Here is a 12,891-nt window from a genome sequence, read left to right as displayed (position 1 = left end):
GTGCTCTGCCCCCAGGTGGGGGCAGAGCACGACTGCCTCCCGGAGCAACCCCCGGCCGAGGACGGGCGGGAGCGGCCGCCCGCTACGCCGCGACGGCGCCCAGCCCGGCGAGCACCGCCGGCAGCGGGCCGGGGGAGAGCACGGTCAGCCGCTGCGTGGCCCGGGTCAGCGACACGTAGAGGTCGTTGAGGCCGCGCACGCCCTCGTCGAGCACCCCCTGCGGGTCCACGACGACGACGGAGTCGAACTCCAGCCCCTTGGCCTCGCCCGGCAGCAGCACCACCGGCCCCAGCGAGGAGTCGGCGTCCGGCCCGGACTGCACGTCCGGCCGCAGCGCCGACAGCGCGGCGACGACGTCGTCGCGCCGGCTCGGCGGCACGATCAGCGCCGTCGTCCCCTCGTGCCCGGCGAGGTCGGCGCCGACGGCCGCGGCCCGGGCGGCGAGCCCGGCCTCCCCGGTGACCTCCGCGACCGGGGGCGCGCCGCCGGTGCGCACCGACCGCGGCGGGCGCAGGCCGGTGCCGGTGGCGGCCAGCACCTCGGCGGCCACCGCCATGACCTCCGCCGGCGTCCGGTAGTTGACGGTGAGCTCCTCCAGCCGCCAGGCGCTGCCGACGTGCGGCGCGAGCACCTCCTCCCAGCGGTCGGTGCCGGCCAGGCTGCCGGTCTGGGCGACGTCGCCGACGACGGTCATCGACCGGGTCGGGCAGCGGCGCACCAGCAGCCGCCACGCCATCGGGGACAGCTCCTGGGCCTCGTCGACGACGACGTGGCCGAAGGTCCACGTCCGGTCGGCGGCGGCCCGCTCGGCGGTGGTGCGCAGGTCGAGCTCGCGGTGCCGGTCGGCGAGGTCCTCGGCCGACAGCAGGTCACCGGCGCTGAGCACCTCGGCGGCCAGGTGCTCGTCCTCCAGGTCCACCGACCGGGAGCCGTGCAGCACGTCGAGGGTCTCCTGCGCCCGGCGCAGGGCGCGCTGCCGGTCGCGGTCGGCGCGGGCGCGCTGGGCGCTGTCGTCGAAGCCGAGCAGCTCCTCGGCCTCCTCCAGCAGCGGGACGTCGGCCGGGGTCCACTGCGCCGGTCCCGTGGCGCTGCCGCGCGGCCGGTGCAGCAGCGCCCGGTCGGCGTCGGACCACCCCGGCGTGGCCTCGGCGATGCGGGCGGGGTCGGCGTAGAGGTCGGTGAGCAGCCGCTCGGGGGTGAGCACCGGCCACAGCCGCGCCAGCAGCGACCGCACGGCGGGGTCGGCGGCCACCTCGCGGCGCAGCGCGGCGACGTCCTCCCGGTCGAGCAGGTCGCGGCCGGCCTGCACGCCGGCGCCGAGCCGGTCGACGTAGCGGCGGGTGAGCGTGTCGACGACCCGCTGCACGAACACCGGCCGGCCCAGGTTGTGCAGCGGGTCGGCCTTGCGGGCGGCGGTGCGCGCGCGGCTGACGTCGATGGGCCGCAGCCGCAGCCGGTAGCCCTCGACCTCCAGCTCGACCGGCGCCTCGGGCACCACCTGGCGGGCGGCGACCGCGGCGCGCAGCACGTCGACCATCTCCAGCCGTCCCTTGACCGCGGCCGTCTCCGGGGCCTCCTCGCCGCGGGCGTCGAGGCCCGGCCGCAGCTGGCCCAGCCCCGCGAGCAGCACCCCGGTCTCGCCGAGGGAGGGCAGCACGTCGGCGATGTAGCGCAGGAACGTCGGGGTGGGGCCGACGACGAGCAGGCCGCGGCGGGCCAGCCGCTCGCGGTGGGTGTAGAGCAGGTAGGCCGCCCGGTGCAGCGCCACCGCCGTCTTGCCGGTGCCCGGCCCGCCCTGGACGACGAGCACGCCCGCGGCGTCGCTGCGGATGATCCGGTCCTGCTCGGCCTGGATGGTGCGCACGATGTCGGTCATGCGCCCGGTCCGCGAGGCGTCCAGCGCCGACAGCAGCGCCGCCTCGCCGGTGAGCCCGGAACCGGCGATGCCGGTGGTGAGCACCTCGTCGTCGAGCCGGACGACGGTGCGCCCGCGGGTGCGGATGTGCCGGCGCCGCACGATCCCCAGCGGGTGCACCGGCGTGGCGGTGTAGAACGGCCGCGCGGCCGGCGCCCGCCAGTCGACCAGCGCCGGGTCACCGCCCGGGTCGTCGGCGGGCAGGCCGATCCGGCCGACGTAGAGCGCGCCGCCGTCGTCGGCCCGGTCGATGCGGCCGACGCACAGCCCGGCCTCGGCGGCGTCGAGGGCGACGACCCGCTCGCCGTGGAAGCGCACCGTGGCGTCGCGCTCCTGCAGCGCCTGCGGGTCGACGGCGGGCCAGGTGATCGCCTGGCGCATCCGGCGGGCGGCGAGCTCGCGGGCGGCGTCCAGGCGGGTGTAGAGGTCGGTGACGTACTCCTGCTCGCGGGCCAGTTCGGGGTCGGGGACGACGTCGGACGGGGTGGCCGGCAATGCACTTCCCTCTGCTAGAATGGTTGCCGATCTACTTCTCGCCGCCATTCCCGTGCCATTCCGGGACCGTGCGGCAACCGCCCATCTTGCGCTCTCCGCCCGGCTGTTGTCACCTCTCGCACGCGTGTCGTGTGCCGCTGCCGGACACGCGCCCGCCGGCGCCGGGGAGGAGGACGGGGGAGCCCACGTCCTCCTGGCCGGCGCCGGCCGCGGCGTTCACCGGTGCGGGCTCAGAACAGCGTCCGCAGGGCGTCGGCGGCGGCGTCGACCGCGTCGTCGTCGGCGGTGTTCCCGGTGATGGTCAGGGCGCCGGTCCTGGCGTCGATGCCGCTGTCGGCGGTCTGCTCGGAGACCAGGCCGTAGCCGTACTCGACGCTGACCTCCCAGTAGGCCCAGCCGTCGGCCTCGGCGAAGACGTAGCTCACCGACGTGTAGGCGTAGGACGCGGAGGTCGCGAGCTCGGAGTGGTCGGCGTAGCCGTCGTCGTCGTAGTCGTAGGCGACCGCGTCGACGTAGCCGTCGTAGTCGGTGTCGGCGCCCCAGACGTCGGGCAGGCCGTTGTAGGTGGTGTCGACGCCGACCTCCTCGACGTAGCCGTCCTCGTCGCTGTCGAAGGCGAAGGTGTCGGCCCAGCCGTCGCCGTCGGTGTCGACGGCGACCTGCTCGGTCAGGCCGTTCTCGTCCCAGTCGACCGCCCAGGTGTCCTCGTAGCCGTCGCCGCTGTCGTCGAAGGCGTAGAGGTCGATGTAGCCGTTGGCGTCGGTGTCGTAGGCGTTGTAGGCGTAGGAGTCGGCCGACGCGGTGCCGGTGGTGGCGACCACCGCGGCGAAGGCGGCGGTGGGGACGGCGGCGCGGAGCAGCGTGCGGGTCAGGCGGGTGCGGGTCATGGCAGTGCCTCCTCGGTGGGGAGCCGCGGTCCGGCTCGCTGGGGAGGACGCTCCCGCCCGCCTCCTGCGCGGGACTGCAGCGCGACTGGGAGGCCCACTTGCACCCGCGTCCCAGTGCCCTCCCAGTCCCGCGTGACGGGATGGCCCCGAGCCCGGGGAGGCCCGTCACCGTCGGCTACCTGATCGACACCTCCCCGTCATCCCGACGGCCTACCGTCGGGGGCTCCCGGACGACAGGGGAGAGACACCGATGAGCACCACCGTCACCGGACGCACGACCCGGCGCACCGCCGAGCGGGCCACCTGGACCTGCCCGAACTGCTCCGGCGAGACCACGACCGTGAAGAAGCGCTGCCGGGACTGCGGCACCTCCCGCTGGTAGCAGGGGGCCGGGCGCGCCGCACCGGCGTGTCCCGGGGCCCTGCCGGACCGGACGGGGACAGGGACGCCTCCGTCCGTTACGGTCGGAGCGGTGAGCGTGGTCACGCGGAACTGTCTGCGCGTGAGCGGTCCGGAGGCGGCCCGGCCGATGCTGCTGGCGCACGGCTTCGGCTGCGACCAGACGATGTGGCGCGCCGTCGCGCCGGAGTTCGCCGTCGACCACCGGGTGGTCACCTTCGACCACGTCGGCTCCGGTGGCTCCGACATCGGCGCCTACGACCCGCAGCGGTACGCGTCGCTGGCCGGCTACGCCGACGACGTCGTCGCGATCTGCCGCGAGCTGGACCTGCACGACGTGGTCTTCGTCGGGCACTCGGTGAGCGCCATGATCGGCGTGCTCGCCGTCCTGCGGGCACCGGAGCACTTCGGCGCGCTGGTCATGGTCGGGCCCAGCCCGCGCTACGTCGACGACGAGGGCTACACCGGCGGCTTCAGCCGGGCCGACGTCGCCGCGCTGCTGGACTCCCTCGACAGCAACCCCGACCAGTGGGCCGCGGCACTGGCCCCGGTGGTCGCCGGGCCGGGCAACCCGGAGGTGACCGCCGAGCTGACCGCGAGCTTCTGCCGCACCGACCCCGTGGTGGCCCGCCAGTTCGCCCGGGTCACGTTCCTCTCCGACAACCGCGCCGACCTGCCCGCCGTCCGCGTGCCCACGCTCGTCCTGCAGTGCACCGACGACTCGATCGCACCCGAGCCGGTCGGCCGCTACGTGCACCAGCAGGTCCCCGGCAGCGTCTTCACGCAGCTGGCCGCGACCGGGCACTGCCCGCACCTGTCGGCGCCGGAGGAGACGGTCGCGGCCATCCGGGCGTTCCTCGAGCGCTGAGGCGGACCGGCACCGTGGGGGAGCAGCAGGAGGAGCGCCTGGCCGGACTGGCCCGGCTGCTGGAGGAGGACCCGGCCGACCTCTACGAGAACGCGCCGTGCGGCTACCTGTCGATGGTCCCCGACGGGCGGGTGGTCAAGGTCAACGGCACCTTCTGCGCGTGGACCGGCCACCCGCCCGAGGGGGTCCTCGGCCGCCGGCTGCCCGACCTGCTCAGCGCCGGCGGGCGGGTCTACTACGAGACCCACCTCGCGCCGCTGCTGCGGCTGCAGGGGGCGGTGCGGGAGGTGGCCCTCGACGTCGTCCGCGACGACGGCTCGGTGCTGCCCTGCCTGGTCAACGCCGTCGAGGTGCGCGACGACGAGGGTCGGCCGCTGCTGGTGCGCGCCACGGTCTTCGAGGCCACCTCGCGGCGGCGCTACGAACGGGCGCTGCTGACCGCGCAGCGGGCCGCGGCCGACTCCGAGGCGCGGGCGCGCACGCTGCAGCGCGTCGTCTCCGAGCTGGCCGCCGCGGCCTCGGCCGAGCAGGTCGCCGACGTCGTCGTCCGCCGTGCCCGGACCGCGCTGCAGGCCGGGGGCGCCGGGCTGTGGCTGGCGGTGCACCGGCCCGGTCGCGTGGCGGAGGGGCGGCCGGTGCCGGTCACCCTCGCCGCCGCCGACGGCCTGGCCCCCGAGCTGCTGGCCGCCCTGGTCACGGCAGCCGAGGACGGCGTGGAGCTGGTCCGCACCGGCGGGGTGCGGGCGGTGCCGCTGGGACCGGGGCTGCGCGAGCGGTGGCCGGAGCTGGCCGCGACGATGGCCGAGGCCGGGCAGGAGTCGGTGGTCGTCGTCCCGGTGTCGGCCGCCGACGACCGGCACCTGGGGGCGCTGGTCCTCGTCCTCGGCGTCACCGACGACAGCGAGCTGATCAGCCTGAGCGAGCCCGGCACCCGCGGCGCGCTGGCCCCGGCCGACGCCGACCTGCTCGCGACGCTGGGCCGGCAGGCCGGTCAGGCGCTGGAACGGGTCCGGCTGTACGAGGAGACCGTCCGGCAGGCCGACCGCTCGGCGTTCCTGCTCGAGGCCGCGCGGCTCATGGCCGCCGGGCACGGCATGACCGAGACGGTGGAGGGCCTGGCCGCGCTGGCGGTGACCCGGCTGGCCGACGTCTGCGTGATCGACGTGCTGACCGAGCGCGGGCTGGTCGAGCCGGTGGTGGCGCACGCCGACCCCGCCCGCCGGCACCTGGTCGAGCAGCTGCGCGACCACCACCTGCCGCGCCGCGACGGCAACCACCCCAGCGTGCAGGCGATGGCCGGGCGGCGGACGGTGTGGCTGCGCGGGGTCGACGCCGGCCGGCTCGTGCGCATGGTCACCGGCCCCGGCCACCTGGCGGTGACGCAGGCGCTGGAGCTCACCGACCTCGTCTGCGTGCCGCTGGTCGCCGACAACCGCGCGCTCGGGGTCATCACCCTGGGCAACGACACCCGGCGCGGCCCGTTCACCGAGGCCGACGTCGAGACCGCCGAGCAGCTCGCGCTGCAGATGTCGCAGGGCCTGGAGGTCGCCGCCCGCGTCGAGCTGGAGTCGCGCACCTCGCACGCGCTGCAGGCCAGCCTGCTGCCGCCGGTACCGCCGCACGTGCCCGGGCTCGCGCTGGCGGTGCGCTACCTGCCCGGCAGCCGCGGCGCCGACGTCGGCGGTGACTTCCACGACGTCGTCCCGCTGCCGGAGGGCGACGTCGCCCTGGCCGTCGGGGACGTCGTCGGCCACGACGTCACCGCCGCGGCGACCATGGGCCAGCTGCGCAGCGTGCACCGGGCGCTGCTGGCCGACCGGCCGGGCCCGGCGGAGCTGGTCGAGCGGCTGCACGGCAGCTGGCCGCTGCTCGGGCTGCCCCGCATGGCCACGGCGCTGTTCGCGCGGCTGGACCCGGCCACCGGGGCGCTGCGGATCGCCTCGGCCGGGCACCTGCCGCCGCTGGTGGTGGGCGGCGGCCGGGCCGAGCTGCTCGGCGTCGTCCCCGGCCGGCTGCTGGGCGCGCCCCCCGGACCGGCGCCGGAGTGGTCGGGGGAGCTGCCGGTGGGCGCCACGCTGGTGCTCTACACCGACGGGCTGGTCGAGAGCCGCACCGCCGACCTCGACGCCGGCCTGGCCCGGCTGCGGGCCGTCGCCGTCGAGGGTGCCGGCCGCGCCCCGGCCGACCCGGACGAGCTCTGCGACCGGCTGCTGGCCGCGCTGACCGGCCCCCGCCGGGCCGACGACGTCGCGCTGCTGGCCCTCACCCGGTTGACCTGAGACCCCTCCAGGGGGTGTCTGACGGACCTCCAGCCTCGGTAGCACCGCCCAGGCGGCGCTCCGCTGCGTTCGAGGCGCCGCCGGATACGAACCCGGTATCCGGCGACGCCTCGGCCTTGCGGAGCAACCCCCTGACCGGCGCTCCCGTCGGCATGGGTCCGTCAGACGCCCCCTAGCGGCCGGGGCCGCCCGGGCGGACCATCCCCGTAGCCGACACCGAGGAGGCGGCCGTGGGACCTGGCGACGAGGACGACGCCCCGCGGCGGGCGCCCGGTGACGACCTCGCCAACGCCCTCGACGGGGCCGGCGGCGACCTCACCGTCTCCGCCGACGCGATGCGCTGGTCGCCGGACCAGGCGGCGACGCCGGCACCGCCGCGCGCGCTGCCCGGCGTCGACGTCGCCGTGGGCATCGGGGAGTTCCTCGGCTTCGACGCCGCCGCCCTGCGTCGGCTGGTGTCCGGCGTGGCGACCCGGCTGGCCACCGCCGCCGGCGACGCCGTCGCGGAGCTGCGCCAGCTCGCCGCCGACCGCCTCCCGGGCGACGACCGCCGCTGACCCTGCCGGGCGCGCACCGCCCGGTGCGCTGTACAACCGTGGCGGAGCACTGCCACGCCGACGTGGGGGGACCGGAGTCCACATGAGCACCGACCAGCTGACCCTGGCGCCCGCGCCACCGTCCGAGGCCGCCGAGCAGGTCCGCCTCGAGGTGCGGCAGTTCCTCGCCGAGGAGCTCGCCGCCGGCACGTTCACCACCCACGTCGACACCTGGTTGTCCGGCGTCGACCCCGACTTCTCGCGCAAGCTCGGCGCCCGCGGCTGGCTCGGCATGACCTGGCCGAGGGAGTACGGCGGCCACGAGCGCACCGCGCAGGAGCGCTACGCCGTCACCGAGGAGCTGCTCGCCGCCGGCGCACCGGTGGCCGCGCACTGGATCGCCGACCGGCAGTCGGGGCCGAACCTGCTGCGCTACGGCACCGAGGCGCAGCGCAAGGAGATCCTGCCGCGCATCGCCGCGGGCGAGTGCTACTTCGTCATCGGCATGAGCGAGCCCGACAGCGGCTCCGACCTCGCCTCCATCCGCACCCGCGCCACCCGCAACGCAGACGGCGACTGGGTGGTCAACGGCGCGAAGGTGTGGACGAGCAACGCCCACCACTCCCACTACGGCATCGTGCTGGTCCGCTCCGGTCCGCCCGGGGAGGGCCCCCGCGGCAAGCACCAGGGGCTCACCCAGCTGCTGGTCGACCTGTCGCTGCCGGGCATCACGGTCAACCCGATCCGCATCCTCGACGGCGGGCACCACTTCAACGAGGTCGTGTTCGACGACGTCGTCGTCCCCGGTGACATGCTGCTCGGCGTCGAGGGCGCCGGCTGGCACCAGGTGACGGCGGAGCTGGCCTACGAGCGGTCCGGACCCGAGCGGTTCCTGTCCACCTGGCCGCTGCTGGCCGAGTTCGGCCGCCGCGCCGCCGCCTCCGGCGACCCCGCGCAGCTGGCGGTGCTCGGCCGGCTGTCGGCGCGGGCGCTGGCGCTGCGGCAGCTGTCGCTGCGCATCGCGGCCGCGCTCGACCGCGGGGAGCTGCCCGACATCCCGGCCGCGCTGGTCAAGGACGTGGGGACGACGTTCGAGCAGGACGTCGTCGACGAGGTGCGGCGGGTGGTCGACGTGCCGGCGTCGCTGGACAGCCCCGACCCGCTCGGGCGGGCGCTGGCCGAGGCGCAGCTGCACGCGCCGGGTTACACGCTGCGGGGCGGGACCAACGAGATCCTCAAGGGGATCGTGGCGCGCGGGCTGGGGCTGCGATGAGCGACCAGGACCTGGTGGTCGCGACCGTCCGGGAGATCCTCGCCGGGCACGAGCCGTTCGTGCTCACCGCCGAGCGGCCGTGGGACGAGGGCCTGTGGGCCGACCTCGCCGACGCGGGGCTGACCGGCGTCGGGCTGCCCGAGGAGGCCGGCGGCTCCGGCGGCGAGCTGGCCGACGCCGTCGCGGTGGTGCGCACGCTGGCCGCGGGCGCCGGCGCGGTGCCGGTGGCCGAGCAGCTCCTCGTCGCCGGGCCCGCGCTGCTGGCTGCCGACCTCGACCTGCCCTCCCCGGAGGAGCCGCTGACGGTCGCCCTGGACGGCGCGGTCACCGCCGAGCCCTCCGACGACGGCGACGGCCCCGGCCGGTTCGTCCTCACCGGCACCGCCACCGACGTCCCGTGGGCCGGGGTCGCCCGGCACGTCGCGGTGCTCGCCGCGCCGCCGGCCGGCATCCAGGGCGCGGTGCTCGCCGTCGTCGACGCCGCCGGCCTCGACGCCTCCCGGGCGGTCAACCTGGCCGGGGAGCCGCGCGGCTCGCTGGTGCTCGACGGCGTCGGCGTACCGGGTGCGCTGCTGTCCCCGGCCGCCGTCGACCTCGTGCGGGCCCGCGCGGCGCTCGCCCGCGCGGTGCAGATCTCCGCCGCGCTCGAGCAGGTGCTGGCCTGGACGGTGCAGTACGCCGGCGAGCGGGTGCAGTTCGGCCGGCCGCTCGGCACGTTCCAGGCGATCCAGGTGGAGCTCGCGCAGATGGCCGGCGAGGTCACCGCCACCGCCGCGCTCGTCGACGCCGCCGTCCAGGCGCTCGACCGCGGCGCGGACACCGTGGTGCTCGCCGCCGCGGCCGCGAAGGTGCGCGCGGGGGAGGCCGTGGAGACCGTCGCGAAGCTCGCCCACCAGGTGCACGGCGCCATCGGCTTCACCCAGGAGCACCGGCTGCACCACCTCACCCGGCGCTGCTGGTCGTGGCGCGACGAGGCGGGTACCGAGCTCTCCTGGGCGCGCACGCTCGGCGCCGGCCTGGTCGCCGCCGCCCCCGACGACGTCTGGCCGGCCTTCACCCGGGTGGTGTGAGCTCCCGGGCGCCGGCCGGCTGGCGCCTCAGACCGTCTCGGGGATGCGGAGGTGGGCGAGGACGAGGTCGAACTCGTCGTGGTCGACGACCTCCATCCGCATGAGGCGGGCGAAGTCGTCCCGGCTGGCGCGGGCGTGGGTGCGGCTGGCGGCCATGGACTCGCGGTCCTCGAACGTCACCGCCGAGACGCCCAGGCCCAGCTCCCGGTCGAGGAACAGGCTCACGCTGCAGAAGCCGCCGTAGCCCTCCATCCGCGGCACCATGATCGTCCGGTAGGCGTCGAGGATGCGGTCGACGTCGTCGGGGTCGGCCCGCGTCCACGTCACCCGGGTGCACGCGCCCGACGGCGCCTCCGAGCGGCGGTGCATCACCGCGATCTCCCACTCGTGCACCTCGGGCGGGCCGCCGAAGATGCTGCCGGCCCGCTCCCGCAGTCCCTTGACCCCGTCCTCGCTGGCGGCCATCGCCTCGCGGTCACGCCAGGAGGAGGTGACGACGCAGCGTCCGGTCTCGCGGTCGGCCAGCATGGACAGGCCCACGTTGCCCGGCATGCCCGTGATCGCCGGCATGACCTCGTCGCAGACGTAGGCGATGCCGTCGTCGACGGTCATGGGCGTGCCGGTGAGCGTGGTCGAGCGTGCGTACATGCCGTCCTCCTGTCGGACGGCGGCACCCGCGCGGCACCGCCGCGTGCCTCAGCTTCCTCGGCCGGCGGTGCCAGCGGAAGCCCCCGCCCGTCAGCGGCGGGTGATGTCCTCCCGCCGGCCGCGCGGCGAGGTCCGCGGCGGCCGGCGGCCGCTGGCCATCACCAGGCCCAGCACGCGGTAGCGGTGCGGCCGGTGCGGCGCCAGCAGCTCGAGCATCGCTGCGTCGTCGCCGCGCGGCCGGCCGGCGAGCACCCACGTCACCAGCGACGGGATGCCGCTGTCGCCGGGTACCACGGCGTCGCGGTCGCCCCAGGTCAGCGCGGCCAGGCAGCCGCTGGTCCACGCGCCGACGCCGGGGAGGGCGCGCAGCGCCGCCGTGCCGGCCGCGACGTCGCCGTCGGCGAGGTCCTGGTGCCCGGCCAGCGCGGCGCCGGCGGCGACGAGCGTCTGGGCCCGCCGGCGCTCCAGGCCGAGGAGGTGCAGGGCGGGGGAGGACAGCCGGGCGAGCGTGGCCGGTGCCGGCGGCACCCACAGCCCGGGGACGCCGGGAGCGGGCGAGCCGTGGGTGGTGACCAGGCGGCGCCACTGCTCCGCGGCGTCGAGTCGGCTGATCCGCTGCTGCACGACCAGGCAGGCCAGGTCGTGCCACAGCGTGCCGGTGCGGGCGATGCGCCGCCGGCCGTGCCGCCGCCACAGGTCGCGCAGCGGCGGGCCGGCGGGGTCGAAGCCGGTCACGTCGTCCTCGCAGCCCAGCAGCCGGGGTGCGCGGTCGAGCAGCCAGCCGGCGCCGTCCCCGGACGCCTCCACCCGGGCGGTACCGGAGCCCGGCTCCCAGGTGACCACGACGGTCCCGGTGCCCTCGGGTGTGCAGGTGGCCCGCTCGAACCGCCCGGGGGACAGCCGCGCCGTCGGGTCGCGCGGCAGCCAGACGACCGAGCCCAGCGTGGCGGCGAGGTCGACGTCCCCGGTCGGCACCACGCGGACGGAGGGTCGGGGCGCGGCGGGCACCCGCCGATACTGCACCCGTGCCGACCGCCCTCGTCCTCGTCCACGACGCCGACCCCTCCCGCGGCGCCCGGCTGCCCGGCACGCTGCGGCCCGCGCTGGAGGCGCAGGGGCTCACGGTCGTCGTCGGCACCACCGTGGGGCCGTCGCCGCTGCTCACCGACCTGCCCGACCCCGCCGGCCTGCGCACGCTCGTGGTGATGGGCTCCGGGGCGGCCGCCTACGACGACGCGGTGCCGTGGCTCGGGACCGAGCTGGCCTACCTGCGGCGGGCGGTCGACGCCGGCACGCCGGTGCTCGGGGTCTGCTTCGGCGGGCAGGCGCTGTCGCGGGTGCTGGGCGGGGAGGTGTCGCAGGCCCCGGCCGGCGAGCACGGCTTCCTCGACGTCGAGACCGCCGACCCCGCGCTGGTGCCGGCGGGCCCGTGGTTCGAGTACCACGGCGACCGGTTCACCGTTCCGCCCGGCGGGGTCGAGGTGGCGCGGACCGGGCGCGCGGTGCAGGCGTTCACGCACGGCCCGCACCTGGGCGTGCAGTTCCACCCGGAGATCGACCCGGGCGCCTTCGCCGCGTGGGAGGAGACCTGGGCGCTCACCGGCCCGCCGCCGCCGGAGGCCGCCGCGCTGGTCCCGGGGCTGCGGCGGGAGATCGCCGAGCGGGCGCCCGAGGCGGCCGCGGCGTGCGCGCGGCTGGTCGCGGCGTTCCTCGCCCGCGCCGACGCCCTCACCGGGCCGGCCGCCGCACCGGCAGCATGAGCGGCGTGAGCGCTGACCGGCACGGCCACACCCACCGCCTCGACCTGGCCGACCCGACCGTCCGCGAGTGGGACGCGACCGTCGTCGCCGTCGACCCGGAGCGGGGCGTCGTCCTCGACCGGTCGGCCTTCTACCCGGGCGGGGGCGGGCAGCCGCCGGACGAGGGCGTGCTGCTGTGGGGCGGGGTGCGCACCCGCATCGCCGGCACGGTCAAGGGCGACGACCTGTACCTGGTCCCCGTCGAGGGCGACCCCGTGCCCCCGCCGGGGACGGCGGTCCGCGGCGCGCTCGACGACGAGCGGCGCACCGCGCTCATGCGCACCCACTCGGGGCTGCACGTGCTCACCGGGGTGGTGCTGCGCGACTTCGGGGCGAAGGTCACCGGCGGCAACATGGAGCCGCTGAGCGCGCGCATGGACTTCGACCTGCCCGAGGTGCCCGCCGACTTCCGCGACCGCATCGCGGAGGCGGTGAACGCCGAGATCGCCGCCGACCGGCCGATCGAGGTGCGCACCCTGCCGCGCGACGAGGCCTACGCGATCCCCGACCTCATCCGCACGGCCACCGACCTGCTGCCGCCCGACATCGAGCAGGTGCGCGTGGTCGACATCGTCGGCCTCGACCTCCAGGCCGACGGCGGCACGCACGTCGCGTCGACGGCGATGGTCGGCCGTGTCGAGGTGGTCAAGCTGGAGAACAAGGGGCGGGGGTTCCGCCGGATCCGGATCCGGATCGTGTGATGCGAGTTTGTGATCCACGAG

The 12,891-nt window shown here is 76.8% G+C and carries 12 protein-coding genes; 8 read left to right on the top strand and 4 right to left on the bottom strand.

Going from position 1 to position 12,891, the window contains the following annotated elements:
- Positions 1–82 precede the first annotated feature (82 nt).
- Together ACI780_RS18275 and ACI780_RS18270 are read right to left on the bottom strand one after the other, a co-directional pair.
- The gene (locus ACI780_RS18275; RefSeq protein WP_457004766.1) at positions 83–2,410 is read right to left on the bottom strand and encodes a HelD family protein; all 2,328 of its coding nucleotides are present in this window, start codon (positions 2,408–2,410) and stop codon (positions 83–85) included.
- Between the two features lie 230 nt (positions 2,411–2,640).
- Complete coding sequence (locus ACI780_RS18270) at positions 2,641–3,297, bottom strand: hypothetical protein (RefSeq protein WP_457004764.1); 657 nt, start codon at positions 3,295–3,297, stop codon at positions 2,641–2,643.
- Positions 3,298–3,547: 250 nt separating this feature from the next.
- Between ACI780_RS18270 and ACI780_RS18265 the strand changes: the two genes are divergently transcribed.
- The 6 genes from ACI780_RS18265 (at position 3,548) to ACI780_RS18240 (ending at position 9,722) form a co-directional block, all read left to right on the top strand.
- A complete protein-coding gene (locus ACI780_RS18265; protein ID WP_281252231.1) occupies positions 3,548–3,679 on the top strand; it encodes a hypothetical protein in 132 nt (43 codons plus the stop codon).
- A gap of 120 nt (positions 3,680–3,799) precedes the next feature.
- A complete protein-coding gene (locus ACI780_RS18260; RefSeq protein ID WP_456871713.1) occupies positions 3,800–4,564 on the top strand; it encodes an alpha/beta fold hydrolase in 765 nt (254 codons plus the stop codon).
- 14 nt (positions 4,565–4,578) lie between these two features.
- Positions 4,579–6,843, top strand: a complete 2,265-nt coding sequence (locus ACI780_RS18255; RefSeq protein WP_457004763.1) for a SpoIIE family protein phosphatase — start codon at positions 4,579–4,581, stop codon at positions 6,841–6,843.
- 230 nt (positions 6,844–7,073) lie between these two features.
- A complete protein-coding gene (locus tag ACI780_RS18250) occupies positions 7,074–7,400 on the top strand; it encodes a hypothetical protein (RefSeq protein WP_457004761.1) in 327 nt (108 codons plus the stop codon).
- A gap of 82 nt (positions 7,401–7,482) precedes the next feature.
- Entirely contained in the window at positions 7,483–8,652 is a 1,170-nt protein-coding gene (locus tag ACI780_RS18245; protein WP_457004759.1) for an acyl-CoA dehydrogenase family protein, read from the top strand.
- Positions 8,649–9,722 carry an acyl-CoA dehydrogenase family protein gene (locus tag ACI780_RS18240; RefSeq protein WP_457004757.1) on the top strand — a complete coding sequence of 358 codons (1,074 nt, stop codon included), beginning with the start codon at positions 8,649–8,651 and terminating at the stop codon, positions 9,720–9,722. Before ACI780_RS18245 ends, ACI780_RS18240 begins: the two co-directional genes overlap by 4 nt.
- A 27-nt stretch (positions 9,723–9,749) precedes the next feature.
- On the opposite strand, the gene ACI780_RS18235 is transcribed toward ACI780_RS18240, so the two are convergent.
- Complete coding sequence (locus tag ACI780_RS18235; protein ID WP_457004756.1) at positions 9,750–10,370, bottom strand: putative quinol monooxygenase; 621 nt, start codon at positions 10,368–10,370, stop codon at positions 9,750–9,752.
- 90 nt (positions 10,371–10,460) lie between these two features.
- Positions 10,461–11,348, bottom strand: coding sequence for a DNA-3-methyladenine glycosylase family protein (locus ACI780_RS18230; RefSeq protein WP_456871719.1), 888 nt, complete (start codon positions 11,346–11,348; stop codon positions 10,461–10,463).
- A gap of 47 nt (positions 11,349–11,395) precedes the next feature.
- Between ACI780_RS18230 and ACI780_RS18225 the strand changes: the two genes are divergently transcribed.
- Together ACI780_RS18225 and ACI780_RS18220 are read left to right on the top strand one after the other, a co-directional pair.
- Positions 11,396–12,130 (top strand): type 1 glutamine amidotransferase, encoded by a 735-nt coding sequence (locus ACI780_RS18225; protein ID WP_457004753.1) that lies wholly within the window; start codon positions 11,396–11,398, stop codon positions 12,128–12,130.
- 5 nt (positions 12,131–12,135) lie between these two features.
- Positions 12,136–12,870 carry an alanyl-tRNA editing protein gene (locus tag ACI780_RS18220; RefSeq protein WP_457004751.1) on the top strand — a complete coding sequence of 245 codons (735 nt, stop codon included), beginning with the start codon at positions 12,136–12,138 and terminating at the stop codon, positions 12,868–12,870.
- Positions 12,871–12,891 lie beyond the last annotated feature (21 nt).

Source organism: Geodermatophilus sp. SYSU D00814 (assembly GCF_054050055.1).
The sequence above is the reverse complement of the archived record's forward strand: the minus strand, read 5'-3'. Positions and strand labels throughout refer to the sequence as shown.